This window comes from Streptomyces sp. LUP47B (assembly GCF_001746295.1).
In the GTDB taxonomy this organism is placed as follows: domain Bacteria; phylum Actinomycetota; class Actinomycetes; order Streptomycetales; family Streptomycetaceae; genus Streptomyces.
Window position 1 is genome coordinate 46,152 of record NZ_MJAH01000024.1, and the last position, 19,989, is coordinate 66,140.

General features: G+C 70.2%; 20 protein-coding genes and 2 tRNA genes. 12 read left to right on the forward strand and 10 right to left on the reverse strand.

The window, feature by feature from the left end:
- The 3 genes from BFN33_RS54965 to BFN33_RS44215 form a co-directional block, all read left to right on the forward strand.
- Nucleotides 1–919: AIM24 family protein (locus BFN33_RS54965; RefSeq protein WP_256123040.1), on the forward strand; the 919-nt coding region annotated here is incomplete at its 5' end.
- Between the two features lie 4 nt (nt 920–923).
- Nucleotides 924–1,601 carry an AIM24 family protein gene (locus tag BFN33_RS44210; RefSeq protein WP_057612239.1) on the forward strand — a complete coding sequence of 226 codons (678 nt, stop codon included), beginning with the start codon at nt 924–926 and terminating at the stop codon, nt 1,599–1,601.
- Nucleotides 1,602–1,620: 19 nt separating this feature from the next.
- Nucleotides 1,621–2,358 carry an AIM24 family protein gene (locus BFN33_RS44215; protein ID WP_069765878.1) on the forward strand — a complete coding sequence of 246 codons (738 nt, stop codon included), beginning with the start codon at nt 1,621–1,623 and terminating at the stop codon, nt 2,356–2,358.
- 49 nt (nt 2,359–2,407) lie between these two features.
- Here the strand turns inward: BFN33_RS44215 and BFN33_RS44220 are convergent, their stop codons facing one another.
- Complete coding sequence (locus tag BFN33_RS44220; RefSeq protein WP_069765879.1) at nt 2,408–2,929, reverse strand: NUDIX hydrolase; 522 nt, start codon at nt 2,927–2,929, stop codon at nt 2,408–2,410.
- Entirely contained in the window at nt 2,926–4,356 is a 1,431-nt protein-coding gene (locus BFN33_RS44225; RefSeq protein WP_069765880.1) for a zinc-dependent metalloprotease, read from the reverse strand. Before BFN33_RS44225 ends, BFN33_RS44220 begins: the two co-directional genes overlap by 4 nt.
- 194 nt (nt 4,357–4,550) lie before the next feature.
- Here BFN33_RS44225 and BFN33_RS44230 point away from each other — a divergent pair, with 194 nt between their 5' ends.
- The 4 genes from BFN33_RS44230 to BFN33_RS44245 all read left to right on the forward strand — a co-directional run bounded on the left by BFN33_RS44230 (nt 4,551) and on the right by BFN33_RS44245 (nt 7,690).
- Nucleotides 4,551–5,666, forward strand: coding sequence for an SDR family oxidoreductase (locus tag BFN33_RS44230; protein WP_069765881.1), 1,116 nt, complete (start codon nt 4,551–4,553; stop codon nt 5,664–5,666).
- Nucleotides 5,667–5,781: 115 nt separating this feature from the next.
- Nucleotides 5,782–6,243, forward strand: coding sequence for a molybdenum cofactor biosynthesis protein MoaE (locus BFN33_RS44235; protein ID WP_069765882.1), 462 nt, complete (start codon nt 5,782–5,784; stop codon nt 6,241–6,243).
- A 124-nt stretch (nt 6,244–6,367) separates the two neighbouring features.
- Nucleotides 6,368–6,556: a hypothetical protein gene (locus tag BFN33_RS44240; RefSeq protein ID WP_069765883.1), complete on the forward strand. Its 189-nt coding sequence runs from the start codon at nt 6,368–6,370 to the stop codon at nt 6,554–6,556.
- 36 nt (nt 6,557–6,592) lie between these two features.
- A complete protein-coding gene (locus BFN33_RS44245) occupies nt 6,593–7,690 on the forward strand; it encodes a PDZ domain-containing protein (protein ID WP_069765884.1) in 1,098 nt (365 codons plus the stop codon).
- A gap of 90 nt (nt 7,691–7,780) precedes the next feature.
- Here the strand turns inward: BFN33_RS44245 and BFN33_RS44250 are convergent, their stop codons facing one another.
- Nucleotides 7,781–8,323, reverse strand: coding sequence for a PPA1309 family protein (locus BFN33_RS44250; RefSeq protein ID WP_069765885.1), 543 nt, complete (start codon nt 8,321–8,323; stop codon nt 7,781–7,783).
- 200 nt (nt 8,324–8,523) lie between these two features.
- Here BFN33_RS44250 and BFN33_RS44255 point away from each other — a divergent pair, with 200 nt between their 5' ends.
- The 4 genes from BFN33_RS44255 (at nt 8,524) to BFN33_RS44270 (ending at nt 13,748) form a co-directional block, all read left to right on the forward strand.
- Nucleotides 8,524–11,433 carry a UPF0182 family protein gene (locus BFN33_RS44255; RefSeq protein ID WP_256123041.1) on the forward strand — a complete coding sequence of 970 codons (2,910 nt, stop codon included), beginning with the start codon at nt 8,524–8,526 and terminating at the stop codon, nt 11,431–11,433.
- A gap of 54 nt (nt 11,434–11,487) precedes the next feature.
- Nucleotides 11,488–11,561 (forward strand) — tRNA-Met (locus BFN33_RS44260).
- Between the two features lie 207 nt (nt 11,562–11,768).
- Nucleotides 11,769–13,604 carry a tetratricopeptide repeat protein gene (locus BFN33_RS44265; RefSeq protein ID WP_069765887.1) on the forward strand — a complete coding sequence of 612 codons (1,836 nt, stop codon included), beginning with the start codon at nt 11,769–11,771 and terminating at the stop codon, nt 13,602–13,604.
- 70 nt (nt 13,605–13,674) lie between these two features.
- A tRNA-Met gene (locus tag BFN33_RS44270) sits at nt 13,675–13,748 on the forward strand.
- 49 nt (nt 13,749–13,797) lie between these two features.
- Here the strand turns inward: BFN33_RS44270 and BFN33_RS44275 are convergent.
- The 6 genes from BFN33_RS44275 to hisN all read right to left on the reverse strand — a co-directional run bounded on the left by BFN33_RS44275 (nt 13,798) and on the right by hisN (nt 18,667).
- Complete coding sequence (locus tag BFN33_RS44275) at nt 13,798–14,943, reverse strand: ABC transporter substrate-binding protein (protein WP_069765888.1); 1,146 nt, start codon at nt 14,941–14,943, stop codon at nt 13,798–13,800.
- Complete coding sequence (locus BFN33_RS44280) at nt 14,940–15,800, reverse strand: ABC transporter permease (RefSeq protein WP_069765889.1); 861 nt, start codon at nt 15,798–15,800, stop codon at nt 14,940–14,942. Before BFN33_RS44280 ends, BFN33_RS44275 begins: the two co-directional genes overlap by 4 nt.
- Nucleotides 15,797–16,567 (reverse strand): ABC transporter ATP-binding protein, encoded by a 771-nt coding sequence (locus tag BFN33_RS44285; protein ID WP_069765953.1) that lies wholly within the window; start codon nt 16,565–16,567, stop codon nt 15,797–15,799. Before BFN33_RS44285 ends, BFN33_RS44280 begins: the two co-directional genes overlap by 4 nt.
- Nucleotides 16,568–16,775: 208 nt before the next feature.
- A complete protein-coding gene (locus BFN33_RS44290) occupies nt 16,776–17,192 on the reverse strand; it encodes a Fur family transcriptional regulator (protein WP_069765890.1) in 417 nt (138 codons plus the stop codon).
- Nucleotides 17,193–17,272: 80 nt separating this feature from the next.
- On the reverse strand, nt 17,273–17,671 hold the full coding sequence (locus BFN33_RS44295) for a cyclic nucleotide-binding/CBS domain-containing protein (RefSeq protein ID WP_069765891.1): 399 nt from the start codon (nt 17,669–17,671) through the stop codon (nt 17,273–17,275).
- Between the two features lie 195 nt (nt 17,672–17,866).
- Entirely contained in the window at nt 17,867–18,667 is an 801-nt protein-coding gene (gene hisN / locus BFN33_RS44300; RefSeq protein WP_069765892.1) for a histidinol-phosphatase, read from the reverse strand.
- A 211-nt stretch (nt 18,668–18,878) separates the two neighbouring features.
- Here hisN and BFN33_RS44305 point away from each other — a divergent pair, with 211 nt between their 5' ends.
- A complete protein-coding gene (locus BFN33_RS44305; protein WP_069765893.1) occupies nt 18,879–19,484 on the forward strand; it encodes a TetR/AcrR family transcriptional regulator in 606 nt (201 codons plus the stop codon).
- A 144-nt stretch (nt 19,485–19,628) separates the two neighbouring features.
- On the opposite strand, the gene BFN33_RS44310 is transcribed toward BFN33_RS44305, so the two are convergent.
- Nucleotides 19,629–19,952 (reverse strand): multidrug efflux SMR transporter, encoded by a 324-nt coding sequence (locus tag BFN33_RS44310; RefSeq protein ID WP_069765894.1) that lies wholly within the window; start codon nt 19,950–19,952, stop codon nt 19,629–19,631.
- Nucleotides 19,953–19,989: the final 37 nt, after the last annotated feature.

Sequence of the window (19,989 nt, forward strand, 5' to 3'; positions counted from 1 at the left end):
CGCCGCGCCGGTCGCCGGGACCACCCCGCCCGCGCCCGCCGCGCCGACGAGCCCGCAGACGTTCACTCCTCCGGGGCAGACCTTCACGCCGCCCGGAACGCCTCCGGCGGGTCAGTACGCGCCCCCCGGCGCACCCGCGGGCCAGTTCACGCCGCCGGGCGCCGTCGCCGGCCAGTTCGCGCCTCCCGGTGCGCCCGGAGCCTTCCCCGGCCAGGCGAAGCCCTTCGGTGGCGGCACCCAGCTCGCCCCTGTGCCGCCCGAGGCCAACGTCCGGGTCGTCCTGACGAAGTACGCGGAAGCCCCCGTCGGCGACCGCTGGACCGAGCAGAACACGAACCTGGTGCGGGCCACCCTCACCAAGGACGCCCCCATCCTCGCCAAGCAGGGCAGCATGGTCGCCTACCAGGGCGACATCGACTTCGCCCACAAGGGCTCGGGCCTGCTCGGCAAGCTCACCGGGGCGCTCACCGGCCAGGGCATGTCCCTGATGCGCTGTACGGGCAACGGCGAGGTGTTCCTCGCCGACGAGGCCAGCCGTGTCTTCGTCATCCGCCTCCAGGGCGAGCAGATCTACACCAGCGCCCAGGGCGTGCTCGCCTTCGACGAGTCTCTGGAGACCGAGGTCCGCCGCATCGAGGGCGCGGGACTGCCCGGCGGGGGCTTCTTCAGCATGCTCTTCTCCGGGACGGGAGCGGTTGTCGTCAAGACACGCGGCGTGCCCGTCGTCCTCCCCGTCGGCGCGGCCACCTATGTCGACGGCAACGCCGTCATCGCCTGGTCCGCCGGTGCGCAGGCGGTCACCACGACCTCGCTCAGGCTGCGCCGCTCCGGGTACGCCCGGCAGACCACCGAGGCCGTGAACCTCCAGTTCCGCGGCGCCCCCGGCAACTTCGTCGTCGTACAGCCCTTCGAGGTGTGAGGCCATGGACTCCCAGACTCTGAGTGCGCACCGCGCCGCCGCGACCGGCGTCCGCATGAGTGTGCACAGTTCCAAGACGCTCAAGGTCACCATGGTCACCGGGCAGGACCTGATCGCCAAGGCCGGCTCGATGATCGCGTACGACGGCTATGTGCAGTTCGACGGGGCGCCCGCGAGCCTGCGCCGCTCGGCGGAGGAGATGGTCAGCGGCGAGGGCGGCAAGCTGATGCTGGCCCGTGGCGACGGCGACCTGTATCTCGCGGACTACGGCGGCGACATCCTCGTCCTGCACCTCAACGGCGAGGCTCTGTCGGTCAACGGCGCCACGCTGCTGGCCTGCGACGCCTCGCTGGAACTGGCCATCGAGCCGGTCAAGGGACTCGCCAAGCTGTCCGGCTCCGGCCTGACCAACCTCGTGATCAAGGGCACCGGCTGGGTCGCCCTGGTCAGCCGGGGCATCCCGATGGCCCTGGACTGCGCCGAACGCGAGACCTACGTCGACCCGGACGCCCTCGTCGCCTGGACGACCGGCCTGGAGATGAAGGCCCGCCGCACCATCAAGGCGAGCGCCCTCATCGGCCGCGGCAGCGGCGAGGCCTTCCAGATCGGCTTCAAGGGACAGGGCTTCGTCGTCGTCCAGCCGAGCGAGGACACCGGCGACCGATTCAAGATCCGGGGCTGAGGGGAGCACCAGGCACATCATGCACAGCACACTCTTCGCACACGTCCCGGTCGAGTCGACCGGGCGCTACACCCTGCAGAACCCGCAGCTCCTGAAGACGGACGTCACTCAGGGCAGCAGCCCGATACTCGCCCGGCAGGGCGCCATGGTGGCCTTCGAGGGGCAGGTCGAGTTCGACAGCCAGTACCGCAACCGCAGCTGGCGCAACGTCGAGCGGATGACCGGCGAGCGCCTCGAACTCATGCGCTGCAAGGGCAACGGCGTCGTCTACCTGGCCAACCTCGCCCAGCACCTGCACATCATGGAGGTCGGCAGCGGCATCACGGTCGACAGCTCGTATGTGCTCGCCTTCGACGGCTCCCTCGGTGTCGGCATCGTCGCGGTGGACAGCGCCGTCGAGGTGGCCGCTGCGGGCGCCTACAACCTGGAGCTGTCCGGCTCCGGCCAGGTCGTCCTCATGACCTCCGGCGAGCCGCTGGTGCTGGAGGTGGGACCGGACAAGAACGTCTGTGTCGACTCCGACGCCGTCATCGCCTGGTCCACATCCCTGCGCACCCAGCTCCAGGCGCCCACCTCCACCTCCGGAGTGTGGCGCCGCCGGGGGACCACCGGCGAAGGCTGGGAGATGCACTTCGGCGGCACGGGCCATGTCCTGGTCCAGCCCAGCGAACTGCTGCCGCCGCAGGGCATGCGCAACGGCGGGGTGATCGGTCAGTTCGGCATGCGCGGCAACTCCCTGGGGGGCAGCAACAGCTAGCCATGCGTAAGGGGCGCCTGTCATTGCCGGGCGCCCCTTACCCGTGCGCTCACAGCCTCGCGCGGGTCGCTTCCAGAAGTCGTACGACGGACTCGTCGGCCACATCCGCCACCTCGTCGTAGGCGAACCACCGCACGTCGAGCGATTCGTCGCTGACCGTCTCCACGGCCCCAGGCGGAGCGAGCGCCGCGTACTGGACGTCGAAGTGGCAGTGGCACGGCGGCGGAATCGGATGCCGGTCCAGGCGCACCGGACCGCCCGGCAGCAGGGTCAGGCCGGGGATGCCGGACTCCTCCGTCGCCTCGCGCTGGGCCGCCGCCTCCAGGGAGGCGTCGGCCGGTTCGCAGTGGCCGCCCATCTGCAGCCACATGCCCAGCTTCTTGTGGAGGGTCAGCAGGGCCCGTTCGCGCTCCGGGTCGACGACCAGGGCACTCGCCGTGATGTGGCCCTCCTGGCAGGCCTTCCACATGCCGTCCGGGTGAGCCGCCAGATGGTCCAGGTAGGCCTGGCGAAGATCCGCCTGGTCCTCGTATCCCTTGAGGACCAGGACGGCGTCGTCATAGAGGCTCACTCTTCGCTGCCGCCCTCGGCGGAGTCGTCCTTCTTCTTGAGGTCGGGCTTCTCCGCGGCCTCGCCGAGCATCTTGTCCAGCTCGGAGAAGTCCAGCTGCTCGCGGTGCACGAAGCCATCCGGGTCGTCCAGGTCGGACGCGGTCGGCAGCATGTCCGGGTGGGACCACAGGCCGTCACGGCCGTCGACACCGCGCGCGTCGGTGAGCGAGGCCCACAGACGCGAGGCGTCCCGCAGCCGGCGCGGACGCAGCTCCAGCCCGATCAGCGTGGCGAACGTCTGCTCGGCCGGACCGCCCGAGGCGCGGCGGCGGCGCAGGGTCTCGCGCAGCGCGTCGGCGGACGACAGGCGCGGCTTGGCGGCCGCGTGGACCACCGCGTCCACCCAGCCCTCCACGAGCGCCAGCGCGGTCTCCAGACGGGCCAGGGCCGCCTTCTGCTCCGGCGTGTCCTCCGGCTGGAACATCCCCTGCTGGAGGGCGTCCTGCAACTGCTCGGGGTTCTGCGGGTCGAACTGGCCGACCACGTCCTCCAGCTTGGCGGTGTCGACCTTGATCCCGCGCGCGTAGCCGTCGACCGCGCCGTACAGGTGCGAGCGCAGCCACGGCACGTGCGCGAAGAGACGCTGGTGGGCGGCCTCGCGCAGGGCGAGATACAGCCGCACCTCGTCCTTGGGCACCCCGAGGTCCTTGCCGAAGGCCTCGATGTTCGCCGGCAGCAGCGCGGCCTTGCCGGCCGGGCCGAGCGGCAGACCGATGTCGGTGGAGCCGACGACCTCGCCCGCGAGCACGCCGACGGCCTGTCCGATCTGGGTGCCGAACATGGCACCGCCCATCGAGCGCATCATGCCGATCAGCGGGCCCGCCATGGCCTGCATCTCCTCCGGCAGGACATCGCCCATGGCGTTGCCCACGCGCTCGGCGACCGGGTCGACGAGCTCCTTCCACGCGGGCAGGGTCGCCTCGACCCACTCCGCGCGGGACCACGCCACCGCGGAACCCGCGCCGGACGGCAGCGACGTCGCGTCGTCGAGCCACAGGTCCGCCAGGCGCACGGCCTCCTGGACCGCGGTGCGCTCGGCGGGGCCGATGCTCGCGTCCTTGGTGCCGTCCGCGGTGCCCTGGGACACCGTCTGGCGGGCGATCTGTTTGGCCATGTCCCAGTTCACGGGACCGCCCTCGTACGAGAGCATCTGGCCCAGCTGCTGGAAGGCGGCGCCCAGGTCGGTGGGGTTCAGCGAACCGAACATGGCTGCGAGCGGATTGTCCGCACCGGGGCCGCCAAAGCCTCCGGCTCCGGGCAGACCGCCGAAACCGAACGGGTTGGCCGGTCCCTGACCACCACCGCTCTCCTGGTCCTTCTTCTTGCCCTCGTCGCCGTCGTCCGGCTCCTCCGGCGGAAGGCCGAATCCGAATGGGGTGTCACTCACGGGATTCCTCGGCTGGTAAGGCCACCGGTTTGACCCCCGGCGGCGCGGCTGCCCGATAACACCACCCAGCGTAGACACCGACGGCCGTTCGGGCCTCGGTGCTCCGCCGACTCTCCGCCTGCGGCAGGATGGATGCCACCTGGTACGTACGCGTCACTCGCGTTCCTACTGAAGACAACCGCTGGAGACGCCCGGTGAGTTCCCCTGATCCGCAGGTTCGCGCAGCGCGAAACCAGTCAACCAACCCCGCCGCGCGCCGGCCAGTCGTCGCGGTCACCGGCGCCGCGTCCGGCATCGGAGCGCTGCTCACCGAGCGGCTGGCCGCCTCGGAGGAGATCAAGCAGGTCATCGCGCTGGACGAGCGGCGTGGTGAGTGCGCCTCGGCGCAGTGGCACATCCTGGATGTGCGGGATCCGGCCATCGCGGAGAAACTGCGCGGGGCCGACGTCGTGGTGCATCTGGCGCTCGACCTCGATCTGGAGACGGACCCGGCCGCGCGTACGGCGTACAACGTCCGGGGGACGCAGACCGTGCTGACGGCCGCGGCGGCCGCCGGCGTCCACCGGGTCGTGCTGTGCACCTCCGCCATGGTCTACGGAGCGCTTCCGGACAACGAACTGCCCCTCTCGGAGGACGCCGAGCTGCGGGCCACCGCGGAGGCGACCGGGGTCGGGGACCTGCTGGAGATCGAGCGGCTCGCACGCCGGGCCCCTCGGGCGCATCCCGGGCTCAATGTCACCGTCGTGCGGCCCGCCGTGCTGGTGGGCGGAGGGACCGACACCGCGCTGACCCGGTACTTCGAGTCCCCGCGGCTGCTGGTCGTGGCCGGGTCCCGGCCTGCCTGGCAGTTCTGCCACGTCGAGGATCTGTGCAGCGCTCTGGAGCACGCCGTCCTGGAGAAGGTCGACGGGGAGCTGGCCGTCGGGTGTGACGGGTGGCTGGAGCAGGAGGAGATCGAGGAGCTCAGCGGGATCCGTCGGATGGAGTTGCCGTCGGCGGTCGCCCTGGGGGCGGCGGCCAGGCTCCACCGGATCGGGCTGACGCCGTCTCCGGCGGGCGATCTCGCGTACACGATGTACCCCTGGGTGGTGAGCGGGAGCCGGCTGCACGACGCCGGGTGGCGGCCGCAGTGGACCAACGAGGAGGTGCTCGCGGAGCTGCTGGAGGAGGTCGCCGGGCGTCACACGGTCGCCGGACGGCGGCTGGGACGCAAGGACGCGACGGCCGCGGGGGCCGCGGGGGCGACGGTGGCGCTGCTGGGTGCGGCGGCCGTGGTGCGGCGGGCCCGGAAGGCACGGCGGCGGATCTGAGGGTGCCGGGGCCCCTGAGGGCTGAATTGCCTGTAGGTCGCTCCAAGCTTCCACGCACGCGTGCCGGACGATCACGCTATTCCCCGTTGTCTCCGGCGTGCGGCACGATGGAGGCATGGCACCGACTTACGACCATCCAGGCGAGCAGGCCGCGCAGGATCCCCTCAAGCTGATCGCGATCCGTGAGACCCCGCTCTCCCTCGACGAGGTCTTCCGGGCGGTCGGGGACGACTCGGCCGGGGGGACCGCCCTGTTCGTCGGGACCGTCAGGAATCACGACGGGGGAGCCGACGTCGACAAGCTCGGGTATTCGTGTCACCCCAGTGCCGAGGCCGAGATGCGGCGGGTCGCCGAAAAGGTCGTCGCCGAGTTCCCGGTGCGGGCCCTTGCCGCCGTGCATCGGGTCGGGGATCTCGGGGTCGGGGATCTCGCCGTCGTCGTCGCCGTGTCCTGCCCGCACCGGGGAGAGGCCTTCGAGGCCTGCCGGAAGCTGATCGACGATCTCAAGCACGAGGTGCCGATCTGGAAGCACCAGACGTTCTCCGACGGCACGGAGGAATGGGTCGGCGCCTGCTGAACCCTTCCTTCACCCCTCCGGTTGCGTAACCGCACCCCTGGCGTGAGCGTTGTCCGTGCGGATGGTTAATCTGCTGATCAGTCAGTTTTTTCGCGGTCGCTCAGCGTGGGGTCGGGAGGTCGGCATGGGGGCGCTCATCTGGTTGTTGATTCCGTTCGTGGCCGCGGTCGCCGCCGGGTTGTGGGGCAGCTGGGCCAACCGGACCCGGCGGATGCGCGGCGACGGCCCCGAGCTCGACGGCTACGCCCGTTTCCGCGCCGCGATGGAGAAGTCGCACTCCGGCCCTGACGACCGGGTGACGACGGCGCCCTGACGATGGTCCGACAGGAGTGTCCCGTACTGTCGTGCCATGCCACGCCGCACCGCGACGATGCTCGCCTCCACCCTGATGCTGATCGCGCTCCTGTGCGCGGGAGTCTTCATCAAAGTGCCCTACGCCGAGATGTCACCCGGCCCCACGGTGAACACCCTCGGGGACCACGGCGGCGAGCCGGTGCTGCAGATCTCCGGGCGCAAGACGTATCCGACGAGCGGTCACCTGAACATGACCACCGTCCGGGTCACCAGCGCCGACTACAAGATGAACCTCGTCGAGGCCGTGTACGGCTGGCTCGCGCACGACAACAAGGTCGTACCGCACGACACCCTCTATCCGGACGGCAAGACCGAGGAGCAGTCCACCCAGGAGAACGCCGAGGAGTTCAGCCAGTCCCAGGAGAGCGCCAAGGTCGCCGCCCTGAAGGAACTGGACGTCCCGGTGCAGGCCTGGGTGATCGTCTCCACCGTCGTGAAGGACTCCCCGGCCGAGGGCAGGCTGCACGCCGGTGACGTGATCAAGGCCGTCGACGGTACGACGGTGAAGGCGCCGGGCGACGTCGCCAAGCTGGTGACCAAGCACAAGCCCGGCGAGGACGTCGTGTTCACGGTCGTGCCCGCGAAGGAGCAGGCCGCCGCGGAGAAGGCGAACCGGACGGCGACGAAGACCGAGAAGATCACGATCACGACCAGGACGTCCGACGACGAGGGCGAGAAGCGCGCCATCGTCGGGATCGCCGCCGGGACCGACCACACCTTCCCGTTCACCGTCGACATCAAGCTCGCCGACGTCGGCGGCCCGAGCGCCGGTCTGATGTTCGCCCTCGGCATCTACGACAAGCTCACCCCGGGCAGCCTGACTGGCGGCAAGTTCGTCGCCGGCACCGGGACGATCGACGACGACGGCAAGGTCGGCCCGATCGGCGGCATCGAGATGAAGACGGTCGGCGCGCGCGACAAGGGCGCCCAGTACTTCCTGACGCCCGCCGACAACTGCGCGGCCGCCGCCAAGGACACCCCCGGCGGGCTCACCCTGGTCAAGGTGAACACCATCGACGACGCCCTCGGCGCGCTCAAGGACATCCGCGAGGGCAGGACGTCCGACCTGCCGAAGTGCACGACCAAGAGCTGACCGGCACGCGCGTGTACGGCGACGGGGGCGCCCCTCACACAGAGGGCGCCCCCGTCGCCGTACAAGAAGATCCGGAAGGCCGGGTAGACCTCAGTCCGCGAACGTCGCCGACAGGGCCTCCGCCAGGCCGGGAACCAGGTCACGGCCCGTGCGGACCTCCGTCGGGGAGTCCTTCTCACGCAGGCGCAGGGCCGAGTCGCGGGTGCCGTCGCGCAGCACCGCGACCGTCATACGGACCTCCTGGCGCGCCGGGTGCTCGGCGACCCACTTCGCCAGCCGGGCCTCGCTCAGCCCCTCCGGGACGGACGCCTCGGCGGACGGGGGCAGCATCAGGCGCTCCACGGTGAGCGCGCAGCCGACGACCGCGTCGGGCCAGGCGATGGTGCCGAGGAACTCGTCGAGCGGCTTGCCCGCGGGAATCTCGTCCTGCTCGATGGGGGTCAGACCCGAGGACTCCTGCGCGTCCTCCAGACCGAGCTGGCTCGCGAGAGCGGGTTCCTGAGCGCGCAGCTGTGCGGTGTCTACGAGGGCGAAGAGGCGAGCGGGCTGGTCCCAGCCGAGGCCGGAGGCGTACTCGTCGATCTCGAGTACGGCCCGGGTGAGCGGGCTCGCTGCCATGGGGGTGTTGGACATGGTCACAATCCTGCCTCGTTCGTGACCGGAATCGGGAACCGAGTAAACGGTGAGTAAGTTGCATAGGTGTGGGCCCGCGATCACGGGGGCTCTGGAGGGGCTCGCGAACACGGGGGCCTGACGGATCGACAGCGAACTTCGAGGTGCGCACCTTGGCTTTCCAGATGCCGGACCGCGGCGGAGGCCCGACGGGGCCGCGGATGAGAGTGGGCCGCCCGTCCCGGCGCGCCCGGACCCTGCTCATGACGCTGGGCGTCCTTGCCGTTCTCGGCATGGCGTTCACCATGTTCGCGGGCTTCTGGACGGACTGGCTCTGGTACCGCTCGGTGAACTACTCGTCCGTGTTCACCACCACGCTGTGGACCAAGATCGGGCTGTTCTTCGTCTTCGGGCTGCTGATGGCCCTCGCGGTCGGCTTCAACATCTGGCTGGCCCACCGGCTGCGCCCGCCGCTGAGCGCCATGTCCATGGAGCAGCAGAACCTCGATCGCTACCGGATGGGCATCGCGCCCTACAAGAAGTGGCTGCTGCTGGGGATCGTCTCCCTGGTGGGCCTGATCGCGGGCGCCTCCGCCTCCAGTCAGTGGCGGACCTGGCTGATGTGGGTCAACGGCGTCTCCTTCGGCCAGAAGGACCCGCAGTTCCACCTCGACATCTCCTTCTACACCTTCGATCTGCCCTGGTACCGGTTCCTGCTCGGCTTCGGCTTCGCCGCGGCGATCCTCTCGGTGATCGCCGCCGCGCTCACCCACTACCTGTACGGCGGTCTCAGGATCACCTCCCCGGGTGCGCGGGCCACGGCCGCCGCGACCGGGCACCTGTCGGTGCTGCTCGGCGTCTTCGTCGCCCTGAAGGCGGTCGCGTACTGGCTCGACCGGTACGGCCTCGCGGTCAAGTCCAGCGACTTCAAGGCGACCGACAGCTGGACGGGCCTCAGGTACGTCGACGCCAACGCCTATCTGCCGGCCAAGACGATCCTGTTCTGCATCGCCGTCATCTGCGCCCTGCTGTTCTTCGCCACCCTGTGGCGGCGCACCTGGCAGCTGCCCGTGATCGGCTTCGGTCTGATGGTGCTCTCGGCGATCCTGATCGGCGGGCTCTACCCCGCGATCGTCCAGAAGTTCCAGGTCCAGCCGAATGAGCAGGCCAAGGAAGCGCCGTACGTCACGAAGAACCTCAAGGCGACGCGTGAGGCGTACGGCATCGATGACACCCAGGTCACCGAGTACGACGGCAAGTCCACCACCACGGACAAGACGAAGCTGCGCGACGACGTCGACGCCACGGCGAGCATCCGGGTCGTGGACCCCAACGTCGTCTCGCCGACGTTCCAGCAGCTCCAGCAGATGCGGAACTACTACGCGTTCCCGACCAACCTGGACGTCGACCGGTACAGCAAGGACGGCAAGAACGCCGGAGATCAGGACACGGTCATCGGTCTGCGCGAGCTGAACCTCGCCGGTATCCCGAAGAACAACTGGATCAACGACCACTTCCGCTACACCCACGGTTACGGCGTGGTCGCCGCGAAGGGCACCGAGGCCGACGCCGAGGGCCGCCCGGTCTTCACCGAGTCCAACCTGCCGTCCAAGGGCGACCTCGGGACGTACCAGCAGCGCGTCTACTACGGCGAGAAGACCACCGAGTACTCGATCGTCGGCGGTCCCCAGAAGGAGATCGACTACTCCGACGACGACGGTGAGAAGACCTACAGCTACAAGGCCAAGAGCGGGGTCAACCTCTCCAACCCGGTCAACCGGGCCGCGTACGCGGTGGCGTTCAGCGAGCCGCAGATCCTCTACTCGGGAGCGATCGGCGAGGGCTCCAGGATCCTGTACAACCGCACGCCCAAGCAGCGCGTCGAGGCGGTCGCCCCCTGGCTGACCATCGACGGCGACGCCTATCCGGCGGTGGTGAACGGCAAGATCCAGTGGATCGTCGACGCGTACACGACGACCAACGGCTACCCGTACTCCTCCCGCACGACCCTCGGTGACACGACGGCCGACTCGCTGACCGCGACCAACAACTCGCGCGCGGTGGTGGCCCAGCAGAACCAGGTCAACTACATCCGGAACTCGGTGAAGGCGACCGTCGACGCGTACACCGGCGAGGTCAAGCTCTACCAGTGGGACACCAAGGATCCGGTCCTCAAGACCTGGATGAAGGCGTTCCCGGGCACGGTGGAGCCGAAGACGGACATCTCCACCGACCTGATGGCTCATCTGCGGTACCCGCAGGACCTGTTCAAGGTCCAGCGTGAGCTGCTGGCGCGCTACCACGTCGAGGACGCGGACACCTTCCTCAGCGGCAGCGAGGTGTGGCAGGTGCCGGACGACCCGACCAACAAGTCGGGTGACGCGGTGCCGCCGTACTACCTGAGCATGAAGATGCCCGACCAGTCGGCACAGGCGTTCTCGCTCACGACGACGTTCACGCCCAACGGCCGGGACAACCTCAGCGCGTTCATGTCGGTCGACGCCGAGGCGGGCACCGGCGACTACGGCAAGATCAGAATCCTGAAACTGCCGACCAACACCACGGTCAACGGGCCCAAACAGGTGCAGAGCCAGTTCAACTCCGAACAGGACATCGCCGAGACCATCAGCCTCCTCAACAGAGGCGACTCCAATGTGGAGTACGGCAATCTCCTGACGGTGCCGCTCGACGGAGGACTGCTCTATGTGGAGCCGGTCTACGTACGCGGTGGTGGACTGAAGTACCCGCTGCTGCGGAAGGTGTTGGTGACCTACGGCGGCAACACCGCCTTCGAGGACACCCTCGACGAAGCCCTGAACAAGGTCTTCGGAGCGGTCGGTTCGACGACCCAGCCACCGGATGACGACGGCGGGACCACCAAGCCGCCGCCGACCTCCAGCAACCCGACGGTCCAAAAGGCGCTGAACGACGCCCAGAAGGCCTTCGACGCCGGCCAGGAAGCCCTGAAGAAGGGCGACTGGGAGGCGTACGGCCTGGCCCAGAAGGACCTGCAGGACGCGCTCAAGCGGGCCGAGGACGCGCAGGCCGCGGCGGACAAGAGCGGCAGCAGCGCGAAGCCCAGTAGCAGCCCGAGTCCCAGAAGCAGCCCCAGCAGTAGTCCCAGCGGCTGAGCAGCCGCTGGTCAAATGCCCACCCCGCGCCGTGATACGGTTGCAACACAACGGCGCGGGGTGGAGCAGCTCGGTAGCTCGCTGGGCTCATAACCCAGAGGTCGCAGGTTCAAATCCTGTCCCCGCTACTGAAAACGAAGGCCCGGATCCTCAAGAGGATCCGGGCCTTCGTGATGTGCGAACGCATGTGCCGACCCCGAGGACGGCCGTGCCGCCTCGGGGAGTTGAGGGTGACCGTGTTTGACTTGTCTCTCTGTGGGCATGTCGACAAAACGCTGAAGTGACCTCACTGGCTGCGGTATACCAGGTGTACCCGGGTTGCAGGTGGTGCGACGATGGACGTTATGGGGGACAAGGCAACTCTGTTGGAGACAGGGAGTTTTGTGCAGCCTGCCGACTTTTCGGAGTCGACGGGCGACTTGTCGCAGCCCATGGACCGGGACGAAACCGGGGAGGCTGCCGAGGAGGCACGTCAGCGTCTTGCCGCGCAGACCGGTGACGTCGAGGCGATGAGCGTCCTCGGCGCCCTCCTGCTGCGCCGCGGTGACCTCGACGGAGCCGAGCCCCATCTGCGTGCCGCCACCGCCGCGGGCGACCGGGCCGCCGCCAACAACCTGGGTGTCCTGCTGCACCAGCGCGGTTACGCCGAGGACGCCGCCGGCTGGTGGCGGATCGCCGCCGTCGCCGGATCCGCCGCGGCCGCGCACGCACTGGGACGCCACCACCGTGAGCGGGGCGACGAGCCCGCCGCCGAGTACTGGCTGCGCCAGTCCGCCGAGCAGGGGCACGCGCTGGGCGCCTACGCGCTCGCCGACCTCCTGGAGCACCGCGCGGACACGGGCGCCGAACAGTGGATGCGGATCGCCGCCGAGCGGGGGCACCGGGAGGCGGCCTACCGGCTGGCCCGCGCGCTCGACCGCCGGCTGGGTCCCGAGGGGGACGTCGGGGACGACCACGGTGCCGGGGCCGAGGCCGAGCAGTGGTACCGGCAGGCCGCCGCGCGGGGACACCGTCGGGCGGCGCTGCATCTCGGGGCGATACTGGAGCGGCGCGGTGCGCTCAAGGAGGCCGGGCGCTGGTATCTGACGTCCGCCAAGGACGGGGAGGCACGGGCCGCCTGCGCCCTGGGGTTCCTGCTGCGGGACGCCGGTGACACCGAGAGCGCCGCCGTGTGGTGGCTGCGCGCCGCCCAGGACGGGGACGGCAACGCGGCCAACGCGCTGGGCGCCCTGCACGCCGAGCGCGGCGAGTCGCAGACCGCCGAGCGCTGGTACCGGGCGGCGATGGACGCCGGTGACGACAACGGCGCGTACAACCTGGGGCTGCTCTGCGCCGAGCAGGGGCGGACCGCGCAGGCCGAGCAGTGGTACCGGCGGGCCGCGTACGCGGGGCACCGGGAGGCGGCCAACGCGCTCGCCATTCTGCTGCTCCAGGGCGGGGACACGGCCGGGGCGGAGCCCTGGTTCTCCAAGGCCGCGGAGGCCGGGAGCGTCGACGCCGCGTTCAACCTCGGGATCCTGTTCGCCGGGCGGGGCGAGGAGGCCGTCGCGCTGCGGTGGTACGAGCGGGCGGCCGCCGCCGGGCACACCGAGGCCGCGCTGCAGGTGGGCATCGCCCGGCTGCGGGACGGGGACGAGACGGAGGCCGAGCGGCACCTGCGGTGTGCGGCGGGGGGCGGCAGCGCGGAGGCCGCGTACCGGCTGGCGACCGTGCTGGACGCCCGGCGGCCGCCGGTGCCCGCGCACTCGCTCGGTGAGCCGGTGCACACGGGCAAGAGCGAGTGCGAGGAGTGGTACGAGCGGGCTGCCTCCCAGGGCCACCGGCGCGCTCAGGTCCGTGTGGGCATGCTCGCCGCCGCTCGGGGTGACGTCGTGGAGGCGGCCCGCTGGTACCGGGAGGCCGCGGAGGCGGGTTCCCGGAACGGGGCCTTCAATCTGGGGCTGCTGCTCGCCAGGGAGGGAAGCGACCCGGAGGCCGCCGTGTGGTGGACCCGGGCGGCCGACGCGGGGCACGGACGGGCGGCGTTGCGGTTGGCGCTCGTCTACGCGCGTCGGGGCGAGCTGGCCGAGGGGCAGCGGTGGGCCGACCGGGCGGTGGCCCTGGGGCCGGCCGAGGTGTCCGAGCGGGCCGCTCGGCTGCGGGACGCGCTGCGTGAGGAGCTGTCGGCGTAGCGCTCCGCGGCGGGGCGACGGAAGCGATTTGCCTCTGGCCTCCTCCTTCACGTAACGTTGCATTCATCGCCGCGGGGTGGAGCAGCTCGGTAGCTCGCTGGGCTCATAACCCAGAGGTCGCAGGTTCAAATCCTGTCCCCGCTACTGATGGCCGAGGGCCGGAATCCGAAAGGGTTCCGGCCCTCGGTGTTTCTCAGGGGCGATGGCCCACCGCCTCCTCGTACAGGGTTCTGTTCACCGTCTTCGACTCCGGCAGCGGCTCGCCCGCCGCCACGCCCTGTGACGTGTACGCCGCCTGCAGCCGGTCCGTCGTGCCGGACCTGATCTCCCAGTCCATGCGCAGGGACGGGGTGGACCTGAGGATCGCCTCGTCGGTCTTCAGGAGTTTCGCCAGGTAGGTGACGAAGGTCGCATCCGACTTGTAGTCGGCCGCGAAGTAGGTGTTCACCGTGCGGATGTACGCCCGCAGCAGGGCGACCCCGGCGTCCACGTCGTCGTTCAGCAGTCCGGGACCGTAGAGCATGCCGCCCAAGGGCTCGCCGAGCGGCTGGCCGCCCAGGAAGGCGTAGCCGGGCTCGCCGTCCACCCTGCGCCAGACCGGGTCCAGCAGCCAGGCCGAGTCGACACCGCCGTTCTGCAGGGCCGTGAGGACGTCGGCCGAACCGAGCTGCTGGTACTGGATCTCGTCGAGGCCGCCGCCGTGCCGTTCGAGGGCCTTCTCCATGGGATACGCGATCACCGAGCCCTTGCCGATCATCGTGCCCATCCTGCGGCCGGCCATCTTCACCTGGTCGCCGCTCTCGCCGTCCTTCAGCCGCACCCACAGGCCGCTCTTGGACTTGGGGTCGGGCGAGAAGTTCGCGGCGACCCAGCGGATGTCGAAACCGCCCCGGAGGCCGTTCATGACCGCCGCCTCGGGGGCCGCCCACAGCGCGTCGATGTCGCCCTTGGCGAGGAGGGGCAGCGAGTCCGGGGTCGGCAGCACCTTCAGGGTGACCTCCAGGCCCTCCTTCTTGAACTCGCCTTTGTCCAGCGCCACTTGGAGTGGTGCCACGTACTCCGCGCTCAGTGTGCCCGTAGCGATCGTGATCTTGCGGGGCTCGGGGAGAGGGACGGGGGCAGGGGTGCCGGGCTCGCAGCGGGCCGGGGTGCGGGTCGCGGAGAGGTCGGCGGGGTCCGTCCAGGAGTTCGCGCCGCAGCCCGCCACCGGGCGGACGGTCCGCGTGCCGCCCCCGCCCGCCTTCGACTCCGAGCTCCTCGCGTCATGTGACGCCGTGCAGGCCGGTGACGTCAGCAGGATGGCTGCGGTCAGTGCTGCGCCGTAGAACCGTGTTTTCACGACTGGCCCCTTCCGCGGTCCCTCGGTGCCCACGGGGTGAGCAGGCGGCCCACGACGCGGACCAGTTCGGAGAAGAGGACTCCCAGGGCGGCCACGCAGACGATGCCGACGAACATCACGTCGTTCTGGAACAGGGCGCGTGAGTCGAAGATCAGGTGGCCCAGGCCGTTCGTCGCGGCGATCTGTTCCGAGGCGACGATCACCAGGACCGCCACGCCCGCCGCGATCCGGGCGCCGACCAGGACGGACGGGAGGGAGGCGGGGAGCAGGACGTGGCGGAACATCTGCCACGGTGAGGCGCCGAAGACCTGGCCCGCGTCGCGGTGGCCGGAGGGGATCGAGATCACCGCCGACATCGTCTGGATCCACACGAAGAAGAAGACCGTCGCCGCCACGAGGGCGATCTGAGGGCCCTCGCCCAGGCCGAACATGTTGAGGAAGACGGGGAGCAGGGCCAGTTTCGGTACTACGTACAGGGCGTCCAGCAGGGGTTCCAGGGCTGCCCGCACCAGAGGCAGCGAGCCCATCAGCAGGCCGAGCGCGTAGCCCGTGGCCGTGCCGATCGCGTAGCCCGCCAGGACGCGTTGCGTGGTCGCCCACACGTCCGGCCACAGGTCGCCGGCCGCCGCGCGGTCCCAGCCGTCGGCGAGGATCGTGGAGGGGGCGGGGTAGACGCGGTCGTCCAGCCAGGCCTGGGTGGCGGCCAGCTGCCACAGGAGGACCAGGAGCAGCGGGACCGCTGTCGCCAGGGCCAGTTCCAGGGCTCGTCTGCGGCGGTGGGTGCGTACCGGGTGCAGCTCTTCCGGGCCCGGGCGGCGTACGAGTACGGAGACCTTCTCGGGAGCCATGGTCGTCATGCCGGTATCGCCTCCTTGCGCAGCAGGTCCCACAACTCGCTCTTCAGGGACGTGAATTCGGGTGCCGAGCGGATGTCGCCGGTGCGCGGGCGGGGGAAGGGCGGGCGGTGTTCGGCGATCAGACGGCCCGGACGGGCGGACATCACCAGGACGCGGTCGCCGAGGACGATCGCCTCCTCCAGGCTGTGGGTGATGAACAGGGTGGTGGTGCGCAGGGTTTGCGTGATCTCCAGCAGCTCGTCCTGGAGGATCATGCGTAGCTGTGCGTCCAGGGCCGCGAACGGCTCGTCCATCAGCAGGAGTTCCGGCTCCACGGCGAGGGCGCGCGCTATCGCGACCCGCTGGCGCATGCCGCCCGAGAGGGTCGCCGGGTACGCGTCGGCGAAGTCCGACAGGCCCATGCGGGCCAGCCACTCGTCGGCACGGGTGTTCGCCTCGCGGCGTGGGACGCGCTGGACGTCCAGGCCGAAACGGACGTTGGCGCGGACGGACTTCCAGTCGTAGATGCCGTAGTCCTGGAAGATCATGGCCGCCGGGCGCGGTGCGGTCGTGCGGATCTCCAGGGTGCCGGCGCTCGGGCGGAGCAGGCCCGCGGCGATGCGCAGCAGCGTCGACTTGCCGCAGCCCGAGGGGCCGACCAGGCAGACGAACTCGCCGGGCGCGACGGTGAGGTCGAGCGGGCCGAGGGCTTCGACGGAGCGCGGCGGGCGGCCGAAGGTGCGGGTCAGGGCGGTGGCGTGGAGTTTGGGGCGCGGAGGGTCCGGGATGGGCTGCGGTGGCTCCGGGGCGGGGTGCGGTTGTCCCGCGGTGGGTTCGGGGTGCGGATCTCCCACGGTTGCTCCTTGCGGAGTTCGGTACGGAGAGGGGGTGGCCGCATGACGATATGACGGTCCGTCAGATTCAGGAACCCCGTGGGCAGCACAAAGCCCCGGCGTCCGCGAAGGATGCCGGGGCTTGGTGATGCGGTGAAGACCGTTACGCCGCCGCGCAGTTCGGGCAGACGCCCCGGTACGTGACCTCGACGCCCGAGACTGTGAAGCCGAAGCGCTCCGAGTCGGGAAGCTCGGTCAGCGGGTCGCCCGTGGGGTGGACGTCCCGGATGGCGCCGCACTGGGCGCAGACCAGGTGGTGGTGCGGTCGGTGGGCGTTCGGGTCGTACCTCTTGGCGCGCTTGTCGGTGGCGACCTCGAGCACCTCGCCGAGGGTGACCAGTTCGCCCAGCGTGTTGTAGACGGTCGCCCGGGAGATCTCGGGCAGCTTGGCCACGGCGCGCGCGTGGACCTCGTCGGCCGTCAGGTGGACGTGTTCGCCGTCGAGGACCTCGGCCACGACGCGCCGCTGCGCGGTCATCCGCCAGCCGCGGCCGCGCAGTCGTTCCAAAAGGTCGCTCATGCGTCCCAGCCTAACAGCAAGGGACCAGAATCCGAATGGGTGTGATTTTGGATGCCTACTGGACTTGGATCGAGTCCAGATCAGGAGCGGGCCGGTACGCGCTGTCGGACGGGTGCCCAGCAGCGGATGATGTCGCGGACCGAGACGATGCCCGCGGGCTCGCCGTGGTCCAGGACGATGAGGTGCCGGAAGCCGCCGTGGGTCATCGCCTGCGCCGCCTCCTCCAGGGTCCAGGTCGGGGCGGCGAAGACGACGTCGGTGGTGGTGTGGGCGTGGGCGTACTCCGCGTCCGGGCTCTGGCCGAGCCCCACGGAGTTGAGGATGTCGCGCTCGGTCAGTATGCCGATACCGGTGCCGTCGGGATCGAGGACCACGGCCGCGCCCACCCGGCGGGTGGACATCAGGGCGGCGGCCTGGCGGAGAGTGTGGGCGGGGCCGATGGTGAGGACCACCGTGCTCATGGCGTCGCGGACGAGCATGGGTTCGCTGTCACCTCCTGGGAGCCGGTGTTAGTTCACCGGTTCACAAGTTCACAAATGAGGGTCCTCTCAGAGTCGCAGGTAAAGCGAGGGTCAACAAGAGGGCGCGCGCCGCCGATTGAGGGCGTGCGCGCTCAGATGTGCTCCCCGGAAGCGCCCCTCGGTCTCCGTCAGCGGCTTTCCGTCAGCGACTCTCTAGTAGCGCTCGTTGAGGTAGCCCAGGAACTCGTCGTGGAGCAGGCCGTTGGAAGCGGCCGCGTTGCCGCTGTGCGGGCCGGGACGGCCGTCGAGGCCGGTGAAGGTGCCGCCGGCCTCCGTGACGACGATCGCGTTCGCGGCCATGTCCCAGAGGGAGAGCTCCGGCTCCGCGCAGAGGTCGACCGAGCCCTCGGCGACCATCATGTACGGCCAGAAGTCGCCGTACGCGCGCGTGCGCCACACCTCGCGGGTCAGGTCCAGGAAGCCGCCGAGGCGCCCCTGGTCGTCCCAGCCGGTGAGGGAGGAGTACGCGAACGAGGCGTCCGAGAGCCGGCCGACCTGTGAGACACGCAGGCGGGAGGCGGAGGAGAGGCTGCGGCCGGTGTAGGCGCCGTGGCCCTTCGCGGCCCACCAGCGGCGGCCGAGGGCGGGGGCGGAGACCACGCCGACGACGGGCTGGTAGCCGCCCTCCGCCGCCTCCATCAGGGAGATCAGAGTGGCCCAGACGGGAACGCCCCGTACATAGTTCTTGGTGCCGTCGATGGGGTCGATGACCCAGCGGCGGGGGCCGGTGCCCTCGATGCCGAACTCCTCGCCGAGGATGGCGTCGCGGGGACGGGCGCGCTTGAGGTGGCCGCGGATGAGTTCTTCCGCAGCCTTGTCCGCCTCGCTGACCGGGGTCATGTCCGGCTTCGTCTCGACCTTGAGATCCAGTGCCTTGAAGCGGGCCATGGTGGTCGCGTCGGCCGCGTCCGCGAGGACGTGGGCGAGACTGAGGTCGTCGAGGTAGTCGGGCATGTTGCGAACGGTATCTGTCGGTGTCGGTACGGGGCCAGCGGGGCCGGTGTGTGGACGGTGCGGGGGTTCGTGCAGACGGGGCCCCGTTTCGCTCGCCCACGCCGGCGAAGGCGCCGCCGCGCACGCCCCTTCGTGTCCCCGCGAACCCTTGACAGTGCTCCCGTGCGCGTCAAATCTGGGCGCAGAGCTGCTTGCTCCCTGGGAGGCGCTGATGCCTGCTGCGCGGGAATCGCTGCTGGACGCCGCTTACACGGCGTTGGCGCGTCGGCCATGGTCCGCCGTGCGGATGGTGGACGTCGCGGCGATGGCCGGAGTGTCCCGGCAGACGTTGTACAACGAGTTCGGGAGCAAGGAAGGGCTGGCCCGGGCGCTGGTCAGACGAGAGGCCGACGGGTATCTCGTCGGCGTCGACCGGGCGCTCAGCACGCACGGCGACGTCCGGGAGCGACTGACCGCGACCGCCGAGTGGACCACCGTCTCCGCCCGGGAGAACGCGCTGGTACGGGCCATGCTCACCGGCTGCTGGAGTGAGCGGCTGCCCTCGCCGACGCTCTCCGCGGTGCCGTCCTCCTCCGCGGTGCCGGCGCAGCGCCGGGCCGACGGAGCGCTGCCGTCGCCCGGCGACTTCGTGGCACTGGTGCGCGACCGTGCCGTCTCCGTCCTCTGCGGACCCGGAGTGCACAAGTCGGACGTCCCCGACCTCACCCGCTCCTGCGAACTGGCCGTCCGGCTCGCCCTGTCCTGCGTGGCGGCCCCGCCGGGTGAGGGCGGAGTCGGCGACCTGGTCCGCAGCGCGCTGCACCGGCAGCCGGTGTGATGGGCCCCAGGGCCTGTCCGGCGGATCATGCCGACGTCGCGGGGCCCGGCACGCACTCCCCCAGAGGAGGGACCCCCATGACCCCGCTCACCTGCGCTGATCAGGCACCGTTGCTTGAAGTCGGCCTGATCCGCCGGACAGGCCCTAGTGCGAGGACCCCGACAGCTGGAGACCGATCACGCCGATGATCACCAGGCTGATCGAGACGATCTTCAGTGTCGAGACGAGGTCGTCGAAGAAGATCATTCCGTAGATCGCGGTGCCCGCCGCGCCGATGCCGGTCCACACCGCGTACGCGGGGCCGACGTCCAGCTTCCGCAGGGACAGGGTCAGCAGGCCGAAGCTGCCGAGGGCGAAGATGCAGAACGCCACCGTCGGCCACAGTCGGGTGAAACCGTGAGAGAGCTTCAGACACACGGCGAAACCGGTCTCGAGCAACCCGGCCACCACCACCAGCAGCCACGCCATGTGCTGTCCTCCCGTATGTCCGGCTCGGTGCGATTAT